The sequence below is a fragment of the Pseudomonas sp. BC42 genome (assembly GCF_021560055.1).
In the GTDB taxonomy this organism is placed as follows: Bacteria; Pseudomonadota; Gammaproteobacteria; order Pseudomonadales; family Pseudomonadaceae; genus Aquipseudomonas.
In genome coordinates this window covers 2,492,611-2,504,833 of record NZ_CP091067.1, presented here as the reverse complement: position 1 = coordinate 2,504,833, position 12,223 = coordinate 2,492,611, and the positions used below count along the sequence as shown (strand labels likewise).

The window sequence follows — 12,223 nt, the reverse complement described above, 5'->3', positions numbered from 1 at the left end:
CCAGCGCCCACCCCACCCCCTCGATCACGCCAGCCAGGCCGCGGCCATCGGCTGCCTGTAGGAATGACAACATGACCGAACAACAGCAAGACGAAAGCAAGCTCGAACGGGTCATCCGCAAGATTAAGCGCTGCCTGGCGCTCTCCCAGAGCTCGAACGAGAACGAGGCGGCCACGGCCATGCGCCAGGCGCAGTCACTGATGCGCGAGTACCGCCTGAGCGAAATGGATGTGCGCCTCAGTGATGTAGGGGAAGTCGAATCGGAGATGTCCAGGGCCAAGCGGCGGCCAACCTGGGACCGAAATCTCGGGTCGGTTATTGGCGAAGCCTTCAGCGTCAGGTCCTTCTCTCGCCGGCACTGGTGCACCGCTGCCAGTCGTGTAGTTGAGTGCGAAATGTACGTCGGGATAAACCCAGGCCCGCAAATCGCGATGTATGCCTACGAAACGCTTCTGGCCAAGCTTACCCAGGCCCGGCGCGAGTATGTATCGCGGGTGCGGTCAGGCAAGCAGCGCAGCGCCTATTCGCCTGAAACCGCAGGTGATCACTTTGCGCTGGCATGGGTTTCCGCCGTGCACGGCAAGATTCACGAACTGGTTCCTCGCGGCGAGGAGGATCTGGCTCTGCCTCAGCATTCCAATGGGAGGGACCTGGTAGCGGTTGAGGCCCAGAGCAAGGCCCTGGTTGATCAGTACCTGGCGAGCAAGGAGATCGGCAAGGCACGAAAGGTGCGCGAAGTGGAGCTCGACCTGAACGCACAGATCGAGGGGTTGCTGGCGGGCCAGCGTGTGGAGCTGAACGCCGGCCTTGCTTCTGGCGGTGAGGCTGTTCTGCAGCTTGGAAAGACAGGATGAGGACCGATCATGAGCACATTCGCAGTCTTCGGCATGACAGCCGGTGTAGCGCTGGCTGAGGCCAGGAAGATCACCAAGACCACCAGGCCAAGCGGAAAGGCTGGCGCCCCCCCCCTGGAGCTGAAACTCGCAGAGTGGAACGAAGCCGTGGAAAAACAGGCTGCGGCCATTTTCGACGGCGAGAAGGTAAAGCAGCTCAGCCAGCTGTTCGACGCACCTCATTACGCGCAGCAGTTCATAGAGCTGGCCAAGCGCGCCGGCAAGTGCCACGACCTGCACATAAGGGTAAAGTGTGAGATCACCGACGCCGAGGGCAAGACAGTGATTAATCAAAAAACCAAGATGCCGAAGGTGGGGTGGGTTAATTACATACTGACACCAATTGCCTGACGCCAGCTATTTTCCAGGGCGGTAGCTATGTTGGTGCCAAGACTCATTGGCCACTTGATTAATTAAACCGATAAACGACTCATTGAACTCTTTCGAAAAACCGCGCGATCCAACATAGTCTCCGCGAAACGAAAACTTTGATAACCCTGTCAATACCGCCCCCATCACTCCCAGAGAAGACTGATAGTTCTCCAGCGACAAGCCGGAAGGAATGCTATCGTCAAAAAACAATTGCACTGCACTCGAATCCAAGTAGCTATACCTCATATGCCCAGCAAGAAACATATGGTCAGCAGCCCAGCCCTCCACTTCTCGGATGTGCAGCCTCGCTGGCCTGCAAGCCATGCTGACTAGGCTTTCGAAAGAGTTCCGCCAGGCTTCTACTTCAACGCTTCCAACCTCACTGAATTCGAGGTCTGGATTGCGATTGTTAGGAAATATCGAATCATACAACTCGTATCGCCTAAAAAACTTCACCTTGAACTCCGCTTCAATTCCGTCAAGCCACTCATTAAATGAATCAGAGTGAGTTTTATAAGTCTGTCTCCTTGTCGAAAGCCCAGTGTCAAAGGACTGCTTCTGCGCGGCACTAGCAGCTTTCCATGCTGCAAATGCCGCAACCGCGGTTGCGATCGCAGATAGCGCTGCGAACCAGTCAACCAGCTTCATTTCCTCTCCATCGGTGCCGCCAAAAAGCCCGCGAAAGAAAAGACCGCCGGCTAAGAAAAGCCCGACACAACCACCCCAAATAATCCTATCTCTAATCAACGCTAGCGCTCCATATCTGGCTGGTGATTATGCCGGACTAATGAGTGCGTCGCGAGGTATCCCTATGCCCACAGAAACCCAACACCTGGAGCAGCGAGTAGCTGCCCTTCAGTCAGATCTCAACGCCCGGGACCAGGCCCTGGACGACGCAGCAACAGAGAACAACGAGCGCGAGCTGTCGAGGCGCGACTGGTTCGAGGAGGCTCAGAGGCTACAAGCCGAACTGGACAAGCGGCCATCACAAATCGCCATGAGCCTACAGACCAAGATAAAGCGGCTTCAGGCAAAGCTGGCAGAGCGGGATGTGCTGCTGCGTGACGTGCTGGACGGAAAGCACACCACTCCCGGCTGGAATCAGCGCATGAAGGCCGCCATATCCGCCAGCGCAGAGCTGGGCGCTAAGCCCCAGGCCGAGCCGGTGTACATGGTCCGAACGCATGGCTCTTGCTGCTGGGAAGAAGTCGGCAGCGGGTCACTGGAGGACTTCCAGTCCATGCCGGAGGAATACGAGTTGCGCGCGCTCTACACCCACCCAGCCGAGCAGCCCGAACCAGTCAGCTCAACGAGTGACAAGTACAAGGCCGAGCTGTACGACGAGGTCTGGCAGCTGGCCCGGGGCATGGGCTATGGCAACGTTACCGATGCACTGATGAAGCTCCAGGGCAACAAACCCTGACAGGAGTACATTTGTACTCCACCCGCAAGAACCCCACCCCTCCCCCTTCAAGTCAGCCGCTATAGCGGCCAAGGACAGGTATTGCCCAATGAAAAGAACAGTCGTCCTGACCGGGAAAGCGGTCGTCACGTTTCGCAAGGTGATTGAAGGGCTCGACGAGGAAGAACTTGTCGAGCTTCAGAACAGCATCGATCACCAGGAAAATCAGATTGACGATGACGACCTGCGCGATATCGAGTGGATTGATCAGATCAACATGGAGGTACGGCCATGATCCTCCCCGCCCTGCTCTACCTCGCCTGGAACATCTACACGGGGCCAAGGCCATGAGCAGCTTCTTTCGCCGCAAGGCAGAGTCGTGGCTGATCAGGCTGGCGGCCTGGATCTTGGCAGGCCGGAACGTTCACCGCTCGGCAGTGGTTTCGCGCCGCGACAACAACGAAATGTGGGGAATGGCTGAAAGCCTGGAAGGGATCGCCGACCGCATCAGCAGCGGCTACAAGAACTGAAGAGTCCGCCCGGCCCGGCATAAGCCGGCCGCTGCAGCAGCCTGACAACGAACCGGGCGAACGCTGCAAACAATAGCCAGGCGCAACGCCGCGGCCCATCAGACAAACCCGAAACCAACCCTCACGCCACCGGCGAGGATCACCTATGCCCATTACCTATGGCTCGGTTTGCTCAGGCATCGAAGCCGCGACCATGGCCTGGCATCCGCTGGGCATGCGCGCTACCTGGCTTGCCGAGATTGAGCCGTTCCCCAGCGCGGTGCTGGCTTATCACTATCCAACTACGCCAAACCTTGGCGACATGACAAAACTCGGCGCCCAAGTGCTGGCCGGCAAGATCACGGCCCCAGACATACTGGTCGGCGGAACACCATGCCAAGCCTTCAGCGTGGCCGGCATGCGCGAAGGCCTCACAGACCCGCGCGGCGCCCTCACCATCAAATACGTGGAGCTTGCAGATGCAGTTGACTATGTTCGCGCCGGCCAGCGAAAGGCCGCCAGCGTTATCGTCTGGGAGAACGTCCCCGGCGTCCTCAGTGATAGAGGGAACGCCTTCGGATGCTTTCTTGGCGCGCTTGCTGGGGAAGACTGCGAGCTGCAGCCTCCAGGGAAGAAATGGCAGGACGCTGGTTGTGTGTATGGACCCAAAAGAACAATCGCGTGGCGGGTCCTGGACGCCCAATATTTCGGCCTGGCCCAACGACGCCGTCGTGTGTTCGTTGTCGCAAGTGCTCGAGACGGGTTCGATCCCACCGAGGTACTTTTTGAGCGCGAAGGCGTGCGCCGGGATACTGCGCCGCGCCGAGGCGAGGGGCAAGACGTTACCGGAACAGCTCCTTTCGGCCCTGCACTCCAGTGTGGATGCGGATACGTCTTCGCCGAATCCCTAGGTGTGTTTGGCTGCCCCAACTGCGAGGGGGACGAAGGGCCGGCGGTCGGGATGTTCGGCGGGATACCAGCGTTTGGCGGCCACAGCCTGAGCGGCTCAATCGAGCGCGCTGCAACGCTCACCGCCAAGGACAGCCGGCTCGATATCGAAAGTGAAACCTTCTTTATCGCACCGACGTTGGCCGGCGGCGCCCGCAAGAATGGCGGTTACAGCTACGACGATGTGCCGTGTGTTGCCGCAACTCTAGACGCCAGCTATGGACGCTTACAGGGCTGCTCAGGCCAGGACGCGAATCACGGTCATAGCCACCTGGTTGTGCACGGCACACAAGATCCTTGCGTCAGCATCAACCAGGCTCAAACCTTGGGCCGCAATAGCGGCCAGGAGAACGCTGTACTGGCCTACTCGACAAAACTGCACCACACCGCAGCACTCGGCGCAGGAAAATGGTACGAGGAGTACACAACATCCCTTGACGCATGTAGTCCACCACCGGCACTGCTGACCCCCGCTCAGGTTCGACGCCTAACTCCCCGTGAGTGCGAACGTCTCCAGGGCATGCCCGACGACTACACGCTGATCCCCTGGCGCGGCAAACCTGCCGAGAAATGCCCCGACGGGCCACGATACAAGGCGATCGGCAACTCCAAGGCCGTGACCGTCGTCCGCTGGATCGGTCAGCGAATCCTGCAACAACTCTAAACACCCCGCTCAACAATCGGAAAGCCTGCCGGCGATGGCGGGCGAGGTATCCCTATGTCCGAAAGAATTCCGTGTAGTGAGTACGACGCCAAGGAGGCTCGCTGCATCAGCGGGTTTCCCGTTCTCCATTCTGTATGCCACGGCTCCCCGTCCGGATGCCCTACCTGCGGAGTACCGGGCACCGTCCCTATGTGCATGCGTGAAGACCTGCCAGCACACCTGATTCGCCCTGATGGCATGCCAATTGGCTGGCCAAACAAGTAACCACCTTCTGCCGCCACGCGCGGCGTGGAGAACCCCATGGAAACCGAGATCCTTTCGGAAGAAGAGCTAGCCGACATCACCGGCTACAAGGGTCGATTCCACCAGAGACGCTGGCTGGACGACCGAAAGTGGCTTTATGTCGAGAGCCGCGGCGGCCGGCCGCTAGTGGGTCGCCAGTACGCCCGCATAAAGCTTGGCGCCGTGGTTCCGGCAATCCTTGACCCCAACCCGCCGCCGGCAGCGCCGGCATGGACGCCTGACTTTTCGCGAGTGAACTGATATGCGCCCCCGCAAGACCGAGAATCGACACCTGCCCCCCAGGATGTACCAGTGGGTCCGGCCACGAAAAGACGGCACAGCATGGACTGCTTACTTCTACCTGGACTCAGCGGGAAAGCGCATCTCACTCGGCAAGGACCTCGACCTGGCTCGGCTCAAATGGGCCGAGCTTGAAGCCAAGGACAAGCCTCTGGATCTGCGCACTATGAAGGGAATATTTGATCGGTACATCCGCGACATCGTCCCGAAGAAGGCCCCTCGCACGCAGCGCGACAACCTCGCCGAGATCAAGCAGCTGCGCCCTCTGTTCGATAGCGCCCCGATCGACTCCATAACCCCGGCAACCATTGCCGGGTATCGGGATGCACGAACGGCGAAAGTACGAGCGAACAGAGAGATCGCAACGCTCTCCCATGTGTTCAACATGGCGCGCGAGTGGGGCCTTACCACGAAAGAAAACCCTTGCCAGGGCGTACGCAAGAATAAGGAAACTCCTCGCGACTATTACGCAAATGATGTGGTTTGGGATGCGGTTTACCGGAAGGCGTGCCAGGAACTGAAGGATTCTATGGATTTGGCGTATCTGACTGGCCAGCGGCCTGCAGATGTCCTGGTTATGCGCAGGGACGATGTAGAGGGGGATTACCTGGGAGTGCAGCAGAACAAGACGCACAAGAAGCTTCGTATCCAGGTATCAGCCAACGGAGTCCTCAACAGCCTGGGACTTCTAATTTCGCAGATGAACAAGCGCAATGCTCAGCATCCTTGTAGCTACCTGATTGTGAGCTCACGAGGTAAGCGCATGACCGCCAAGATGCTGCGCGACAGATGGGATAAGGCGAGGGACAAGGCGAAGACGGAGGCAATTGAAGCGGGCGACACGCTTATGGCGAGCAGGATCGCAAACTTTCAGTTCCGAGATATCAGGCCAAAAGCAGCGTCAGAAATCACCGATATCGACGAGGCAAGCCTGCTCCTAGGGCACACCAAAGGCGACATCACGGAGCGCGTATACCGGCGAGTCGGGGCTATTGCCCAACCGTCCAAATAGGAGGAAAAGCCGTTACAAAACGCGAAAGACACCCCTTGTAGAATGCGGCCTGTAGAGCATTCAAAAAATCAAAGTTTTGCAATGAAAAAACTCTAGACCTCTTGATCTACGGGCCTTTGCATAGCGGTCTTGAAAACCGCCGACTGTAACAGGTCCTAGAGTTCGAATCTCTACGCCTCCGCCAAATCTCAACGAGAAAGCCCTGATTTTTCAGGGCTTTTTTGTGTCTGGCGTCCAGGTTTGGTGCCATTCCACTCAAAGCGTTCCATCACTATTGTGGACGTGTTCCCTAACCAACCCTCCTCCGGCGTCCTGCCGAACAAAAAAACACACCACATCGCTACTCGACGCGGTACCACCACGCTGGCGCATAGAGGGTCCCGTCAACCTCCTCAACGCCATTGATGTTCAAGCCAAGCTGCGCCATGCCAAATCTCTTCACCACTGAGCGCGCTGATGAATAGAAGCCCACAGGCGGCGCTATGCTTACGCTCCTAGCGTGAGGGCACAGCAATGTGCGGAAGACTTTCTCAGTATCGCGGTATCCACGACTTCGTCGCTGCCCTGAGCATGCCAGGGGCACTGGTCAACAGCGTTGGCGACCAGCCCCTGGGGCGCTACAACGCAGCGCCGACAATGCAGCTTGCCCTCTTCCATGTTGCCGGCGAAGCGTTGCATGCCGACGCCGTGCGCTGGGGCTGGCGGCCGCACTGGGCGGATGATCGCGCAACCCCGTTCAATGCCCGGGTCGAAAAAGTGGCCCACGGTCCGTTCTTCCGCCAGATCTGGCCGCACCGGGCCCTATGCCCGATCGACAACTGGTTCGAGTGGGTGGATGAAGGCGGCGCGAAGAAGCAGCCCTACCTGATCCGGCACCGCGACGGCTCCCCCATCCTCTGTGCCTCGATCGGACAACTTCCGGATCCAGAGCGAGGCCGCGCAGAGCACGACGGCTTTGTGATCATCACTGCCGACACCCAAGGTGGCATGGTCGATATTCACGACCGCCGGCCGGTGGTCCTGGCGCCGGACCTGGCCCGGGAATGGCTCGATCCAGCCACGCCGAAGGAGCGCGCCGAACAGATGGCCTTGCACCAGGGTGAGCCCGCCGACGCCTTCGAATGGTTCAGAGTCAGCACCGCCATCGGCAACGTCAGGAACCACGGGGCGGAACTGATAGAGCCTACGACCAAACCCGCCGGGGGCGATGTGGTGAACAACGGCTGATGATTGACAGGCCTCCCTATCGAGCCCGGCCCGGCACCGGGATTCTTCTATCTATACAGCGACCCACCTTGGTATCGTTGCGCCACTATTCGGCAGGCAGCAAGGAAGCGGTGAGGAATGCATAAATGGAAAACTCTAGTGTTCGTCATCCTGGCATTGACCGGTGCTCAAGCCGCGGCGGAAAACAAGGGCTCCTATCAAAACTCGATGATGATGATAACGCTGGCTCCAACCTTGCTTCTTTCAGGAACAACCGGACTATCTGAGCTGGCGGTGAAGCAATTCCAGCCTGCCAAGGCTGATGCACTGGCATTCGTAGGCTCAAATGGCGAGATTCGCGGCGCTCAATTCGAGCAAGCCGTTCGCTACTACCACTCGGCCTATGGCCAGCCGTACATGACCGACGAACAACTGGCCCTGGCAATCGCTACTACACTCTGAAGTCTGTTCTCCTGGCATCACGTGCAGCGGCACAGGACTTCATCAAAGTCATGCCTGAAATAAAACCAGCCTCCCCACAGCACTTTCCTCAAGTTCCAGCGGACGGTTAGCCAAGCCGCGTTAGCGTAATTCAGCAGGCGCCTCCATGAGTTCTGTCAGTGGCCGAACAGGATTGGCCTGCACGCGTTCAAAAAGAGGCGGGGTTTTACCTTCCATTCGCTAGATGCACGCCTTGATCAGCCGCCCCTGTCTGTTGTCCTTCGGTAGCTCAACAAAATGCCCGAATTTGCAGTTTTCTTCGTTGACGACATAGGCAGGATCCTCCGCCCAGAGCGAGAGAACCATCATTAGCAGAAACATTGATTGCAGTCCTTGGCGACACTTTGGGCCGGCTGTCTAACAGGCGTCGGATTCAACGGCAACCCTGCTCCCATCTTTGCGCATACAGGGCTCCTGTCGACCTGCCCAACGGACAGGATGCTGGACTTGGAATCGGCAGCCCTTATCATGCGGCGCTCTACTCGGCCCTCAGGGAAATAGACGCTGATGAACAAGGCCCGTGCCTGGTTACGCCGACCCGTTCCAACCTTGCCCGCTTGGTGTTCCGATAACGGCTTTCCAGCAACCCATCAGAGAAGTCCATATGACCCCCAATCCGATAATCGATAACGGATTACGCGTCGCGTTGGTGACAGGATCCACTTCCGGCATCGGTGCAGCCATTGCACGTGCACTCAGCCAGGCAGGCTATGCGGTGGTGCTCCATTCGCGAAGTTCTGCGGATACGGGACGCGCTATGGCCGCTGAAATGAAACAGGCTGTTTATGTACAAGCCGATCTTGCTGTCGAAGCTGACAGGGTCAGGCTTGTTAACGAGGCGATCGCCGCGTGGGGGCAGCTCGATGTATTGGTCAATAACGCTGGTATTAGCAGAGTCATTCCCCACGGCGACCTTGCCTCGGCCAACTCGATGGTGTGGCACGAACTGAACGAGGTGAATGTCGTGGCACCGTTCCACCTCGTCACATTGGCCGAGTCGGCATTGCGCGATGCCGCCCGTCAGCGGCGAGCGGGTTGTGTCGTGAACATCAGTTCACATGCCGGTATCCGTCCTAAAGGCGCGTCGATTCCCTATGCGGTCAGCAAAGCCGCGCTGAATCACATGACCCGCTTGCTCGCGTTATCGCTGGGGCCAGACATTCGCGTAAACGCTGTGGCGCCAGGCTTGGTCGACACGCCCATGACCGCAGAGTGGACCGATGCCCAAGAGTTGTGGCGAACTCGCGCCCCGATGCGCAGGGCCGCCAGCCCAGATGACATCGCCCATGCCGTGATCATGCTGGTCGAGTCGGATTACTTGACCGGCGAGATACTCCTCTCGGACGGCGGGTTGAATCTGACCTAGTTCCCAAGCCTTGCCGGCGTCGCCAATGAACAGCACCTCACCTTGCCGGCGACCATGCTCGACCGCATCGACACTTCACGGATGGTCTTGGCAAGGTCAACCACCTCGCCCAGATCACCATTGGCTCAAGGTCAACCACCGGCGGGCAACGCCAGGCATCAGGGCTGAAACTGATCGAGCCGCCCGAATAAAGCCCTTCGTCGGGTTCATTCCGGTGGACGCCGGTCGTGTTTTTCCAATCCTCCACGGCCATCATCGGCTGCAATGCGCATCAGCGACGGGGCACAGAGGTCGCTCAGGCCGTTGCTGACTCGTCTGCTGGCTAGTGGCGAGACGCGGCGCCCCTGAAAAGCCCCGCGCCCCTCTCCACTCCTGCCGACGCGTGCTTCCTCATGAAACTCAAGCGCCCGCTCCTGATTGCCGCCATCGCTGCCTTGTCACTACCAGCCGCTGTGCTGGCCGTTGTGAAACCGCTGCGCGTTGTCGCGCCCGGGCTGGTGGCGCCAGTGACGTGCCCACTTGCGGATATCTGCATAGACAGCGTCAGCCGTCTGGCCGAGGCCCAACAACTCTATGCCGCGGGATACGCAACGGCCGCCACTGCCGTCGGACCGTTTCGCCGTGTGCCTCGGGTGGTGTTTTGCGCAACCGACTCTTGCGCTGAATCCTTTGGACTTGGCCAGCGCGCAGCAACCGCCGTTGGCGATGCTGGCTTGATCGTCGCCCCTCGCGGCTGGAAAGCGTTTTATCTGGCCCACGAACTGATCCATTACCGGCAGGCGGAAGCGCTCGGCAACCTGGCCGTCGCCACCCAGCCCAAATGGCTGATCGAGGGTATGGCCTATTCACTCAGCGGCGACCCCCGTCATCCCCTGGGCCCGGCTTTTGAACAATGGCGATCCCGCTTCGAAGCCTGGCAGGCCGGCCTGGGTGCGCAAGACCTCTGGAAGGCCGCCCGCAGCGTGCATTGAACAACCAAGAGACGCCGCGCACAGGCTGTTCGACAAGTGGCGTCCTCTTATCCTTCAAGGCTCAAGTTGCACATAGTTGAACTGACGACACCTCAGCCAGGTTGCCGTTCACTGCCTTGCCGACAGCAAGAAACTGTCTGGACGCCAATGCGCTTCACCCTCATTGGCCGGCCGTTCCAGTCAGGTCGCATGAAACAACGCCTCCCCTATCAGGTCCCCCATAACACCCTCATCCCAATCAACCACGCGGCCATGAATTCAAGGATCATGTACCTCCTCCCCCAATGCCTCGAACGGATAAACGCCCGAAAAAGTGGCGGGATGGGCGCGCTTGGTTCATTTGTCCAGATCCGCCAGGTTATGCATCCGCTCGCCTAACGCTCCTCGCAACCACGCCGAATGAAACTCCATTTCTTCCAGAGAAGTACCCTCGGCCAATCGGTATAGCGACTGCTTGCCCCTTGGCCCCTGACACAAAACGCTGAAATGGCCATCGCGGTCATAACTGGCGAACACGTAAGGGTAGATGCCAATGATGTCGCTATATGGCACCCGTACTTCGGTGGGCTTACGGCCGCGCCGGCTGACGGTAAGGGTCAGCAGTTGCTGGTTTTCGTCGAACGTGAAGGCCAGCACTCTGGGCACAGAGAAAATCCACGCGAAGACCAGTCCCATGAGCACGGTAAAGCCCAGCAGGAACTGGATGAGAAGCGCCGTTGTGAAACTCGACCCATCGCTGCGCGGTTCACCTAGCATCGCTTCGGCCCCCAGAAGGAGCAATATCGTCAGCACCAAGACCGGGAAAGACCAAAGCACCAAGAAGCAGAACCCCATGATGGCCGCTGCAGCGCTGCCCATGATCGGCAAGTCCGGATCTTGCTGCCAAATAGGTGGGTGAGGAGCAAAATCGTCGTTGCCCGGCGCAGCTGGAGGCGCTGTGACAAGGCGAGATGGGCATTGGCGATTCATTAAGGAAGCTCCAGGAGTGCAGCGTAGACGGTACCACTACTGCCAGACAGTCGCCCTGGGATCGTCGGGCTTTTTCAGCGCATTGATTGTTCAACGCACTTCCCAGGGCCCACTGGCCAACGCCAGGCGCAGGTACAGCCCGGGCCGCAAGGTGGCTCTGCGACCTTCCCGTCCAGGAACGGCTCATGAAAAAGCCCCGCACGATGGCGGGGCTCGGTAACGTTCATGGTCAAATGCGTCAGGCTGAAACCCGGGAGACAGTGAAGCCGATCCGGGACCTCATTTCACGTCGGTGCTCACGACAGGCGCAAGCGCATCACCAGCTCCCCATCAATCACCTCGCCTGTCTCCAGAAAGCCTTCCGAAGCATATAGATTGCGCGCCTCCCTGTTGTCCGGCGCAACGCCGAGAGTGACCCAGGGACCGCCCGGCAATGGCCTCAGATAGGCCAAAAGTGCACGCAACGCGGCACGCCCATAGCCCATCCCCTGATAGCGTCGATCGACCATCAGCCGATAGATCCATCGGCCATTATCATCAGGGTCCAGGGCATGCATGAGGAAGCCAACCAGTTCACCGGAATGGCTAGCGCGCACCGCCAGGGGTTCACACCAAGGGCTTTGGTCGGCCTGTTCCAATGATTCTGCGTTGCTGGCAATGAAGTCACTTTGCTCGTCGCGCACTTGCAGCGCGCAACATTGCGCTTCTTCATCGCAAGTAGATACGGGGGTGAGGGTTACCGAGGGATAAAGCATTTGCATGTGGGTGTCTCCGCGGAGCAGTGATTGCCCCTCCAGAATTTTGTTGATGGTTCAGTAGTGGAAACAT

Annotated in this window: 15 protein-coding genes; 12 read left to right on the top strand and 3 right to left on the bottom strand. The window is 58.8% G+C overall.

Translation table 11 applies throughout. From position 1 onward, the window contains the following. The first annotated feature begins 71 nt into the window (after positions 1-71). Both L1O02_RS11660 and L1O02_RS11655 read left to right on the top strand, forming a co-directional pair. On the top strand, positions 72-854 hold the full coding sequence (locus L1O02_RS11660) for a DUF2786 domain-containing protein (RefSeq protein ID WP_235759906.1): 783 nt from the start codon (positions 72-74) through the stop codon (positions 852-854). A gap of 9 nt (positions 855-863) precedes the next feature. Continuing rightward, a complete protein-coding gene (locus L1O02_RS11655; RefSeq protein ID WP_235759905.1) occupies positions 864-1,244 on the top strand; it encodes a hypothetical protein in 381 nt (126 codons plus the stop codon). A gap of 6 nt (positions 1,245-1,250) precedes the next feature. Here the strand turns inward: L1O02_RS11655 and L1O02_RS11650 are convergent, their stop codons facing one another. Beyond that, entirely contained in the window at positions 1,251-1,913 is a 663-nt protein-coding gene (locus L1O02_RS11650; RefSeq protein WP_235759904.1) for a hypothetical protein, read from the bottom strand. Positions 1,914-2,076: 163 nt separating this feature from the next. Here L1O02_RS11650 and L1O02_RS11645 point away from each other — a divergent pair, with 163 nt between their 5' ends. The 10 genes from L1O02_RS11645 (at position 2,077) to L1O02_RS11600 (ending at position 10,426) form a co-directional block, all read left to right on the top strand. After that, on the top strand, positions 2,077-2,688 hold the full coding sequence (locus L1O02_RS11645) for a hypothetical protein (RefSeq protein WP_235759903.1): 612 nt from the start codon (positions 2,077-2,079) through the stop codon (positions 2,686-2,688). A gap of 88 nt (positions 2,689-2,776) precedes the next feature. Next, a complete protein-coding gene (locus tag L1O02_RS11640) occupies positions 2,777-2,962 on the top strand; it encodes a hypothetical protein (protein ID WP_235759902.1) in 186 nt (61 codons plus the stop codon). 52 nt (positions 2,963-3,014) lie between these two features. Next, entirely contained in the window at positions 3,015-3,197 is a 183-nt protein-coding gene (locus tag L1O02_RS11635) for a hypothetical protein (RefSeq protein ID WP_235759901.1), read from the top strand. Positions 3,198-3,342: 145 nt separating this feature from the next. Then, positions 3,343-4,788: a DNA (cytosine-5-)-methyltransferase gene (dcm, locus tag L1O02_RS11630; RefSeq protein WP_235759900.1), complete on the top strand. Its 1,446-nt coding sequence runs from the start codon at positions 3,343-3,345 to the stop codon at positions 4,786-4,788. Positions 4,789-5,088: 300 nt separating this feature from the next. Further along, positions 5,089-5,331 carry a DUF4224 domain-containing protein gene (locus tag L1O02_RS11625; RefSeq protein WP_235759899.1) on the top strand — a complete coding sequence of 81 codons (243 nt, stop codon included), beginning with the start codon at positions 5,089-5,091 and terminating at the stop codon, positions 5,329-5,331. A 1-nt stretch (position 5,332) separates the two neighbouring features. Beyond that, a complete protein-coding gene (locus L1O02_RS11620; protein ID WP_235759898.1) occupies positions 5,333-6,382 on the top strand; it encodes a tyrosine-type recombinase/integrase in 1,050 nt (349 codons plus the stop codon). 513 nt (positions 6,383-6,895) lie between these two features. Beyond that, a complete protein-coding gene (locus L1O02_RS11615; protein WP_235759897.1) occupies positions 6,896-7,609 on the top strand; it encodes an SOS response-associated peptidase family protein in 714 nt (237 codons plus the stop codon). A 117-nt stretch (positions 7,610-7,726) separates the two neighbouring features. Beyond that, positions 7,727-8,050 carry a DUF2388 domain-containing protein gene (locus tag L1O02_RS11610; protein ID WP_047305084.1) on the top strand — a complete coding sequence of 108 codons (324 nt, stop codon included), beginning with the start codon at positions 7,727-7,729 and terminating at the stop codon, positions 8,048-8,050. Between the two features lie 643 nt (positions 8,051-8,693). Then, positions 8,694-9,455 carry an SDR family oxidoreductase gene (locus L1O02_RS11605; RefSeq protein ID WP_235759896.1) on the top strand — a complete coding sequence of 254 codons (762 nt, stop codon included), beginning with the start codon at positions 8,694-8,696 and terminating at the stop codon, positions 9,453-9,455. 392 nt (positions 9,456-9,847) lie between these two features. Then, positions 9,848-10,426 carry a hypothetical protein gene (locus tag L1O02_RS11600; RefSeq protein WP_235759895.1) on the top strand — a complete coding sequence of 193 codons (579 nt, stop codon included), beginning with the start codon at positions 9,848-9,850 and terminating at the stop codon, positions 10,424-10,426. Positions 10,427-10,762: 336 nt separating this feature from the next. Here L1O02_RS11600 and L1O02_RS11595 read toward each other — a convergent pair whose 3' ends face one another. Further along, on the bottom strand, positions 10,763-11,395 hold the full coding sequence (locus L1O02_RS11595) for a hypothetical protein (RefSeq protein ID WP_235759894.1): 633 nt from the start codon (positions 11,393-11,395) through the stop codon (positions 10,763-10,765). A gap of 296 nt (positions 11,396-11,691) precedes the next feature. Continuing rightward, on the bottom strand, positions 11,692-12,156 hold the full coding sequence (locus L1O02_RS11590) for a GNAT family N-acetyltransferase (RefSeq protein ID WP_235759893.1): 465 nt from the start codon (positions 12,154-12,156) through the stop codon (positions 11,692-11,694). Positions 12,157-12,223 lie beyond the last annotated feature (67 nt).

What these genes read in the sequence shown, in the direction of transcription:
- L1O02_RS11610 (WP_047305084.1), top strand. Translation starts at nt 7,727, where the DNA reads ATGCATAAATGGAAAACTCTAGTGTTCGTCATCCTGGCATTGACCGGT.
- L1O02_RS11635 (WP_235759901.1), top strand. Translation starts at nt 3,015, where the DNA reads ATGAGCAGCTTCTTTCGCCGCAAGGCAGAGTCGTGGCTGATCAGGCTG.
- L1O02_RS11645 (WP_235759903.1), top strand. Translation starts at nt 2,077, where the DNA reads ATGCCCACAGAAACCCAACACCTGGAGCAGCGAGTAGCTGCCCTTCAG.
- L1O02_RS11660 (WP_235759906.1), top strand. Translation starts at nt 72, where the DNA reads ATGACCGAACAACAGCAAGACGAAAGCAAGCTCGAACGGGTCATCCGC.
- L1O02_RS11650 (WP_235759904.1), bottom strand. Translation starts at nt 1,913, where the DNA reads ATGAAGCTGGTTGACTGGTTCGCAGCGCTATCTGCGATCGCAACCGCG.
- L1O02_RS11605 (WP_235759896.1), top strand. Translation starts at nt 8,694, where the DNA reads ATGACCCCCAATCCGATAATCGATAACGGATTACGCGTCGCGTTGGTG.
- L1O02_RS11655 (WP_235759905.1), top strand. Translation starts at nt 864, where the DNA reads ATGAGCACATTCGCAGTCTTCGGCATGACAGCCGGTGTAGCGCTGGCT.
- L1O02_RS11640 (WP_235759902.1), top strand. Translation starts at nt 2,777, where the DNA reads ATGAAAAGAACAGTCGTCCTGACCGGGAAAGCGGTCGTCACGTTTCGC.
- L1O02_RS11590 (WP_235759893.1), bottom strand. Translation starts at nt 12,156, where the DNA reads ATGCAAATGCTTTATCCCTCGGTAACCCTCACCCCCGTATCTACTTGC.
- L1O02_RS11600 (WP_235759895.1), top strand. Translation starts at nt 9,848, where the DNA reads ATGAAACTCAAGCGCCCGCTCCTGATTGCCGCCATCGCTGCCTTGTCA.
- L1O02_RS11625 (WP_235759899.1), top strand. Translation starts at nt 5,089, where the DNA reads ATGGAAACCGAGATCCTTTCGGAAGAAGAGCTAGCCGACATCACCGGC.
- L1O02_RS11620 (WP_235759898.1), top strand. Translation starts at nt 5,333, where the DNA reads ATGCGCCCCCGCAAGACCGAGAATCGACACCTGCCCCCCAGGATGTAC.
- L1O02_RS11615 (WP_235759897.1), top strand. Translation starts at nt 6,896, where the DNA reads ATGTGCGGAAGACTTTCTCAGTATCGCGGTATCCACGACTTCGTCGCT.
- dcm (WP_235759900.1), top strand. Translation starts at nt 3,343, where the DNA reads ATGCCCATTACCTATGGCTCGGTTTGCTCAGGCATCGAAGCCGCGACC.
- L1O02_RS11595 (WP_235759894.1), bottom strand. Translation starts at nt 11,395, where the DNA reads ATGAATCGCCAATGCCCATCTCGCCTTGTCACAGCGCCTCCAGCTGCG.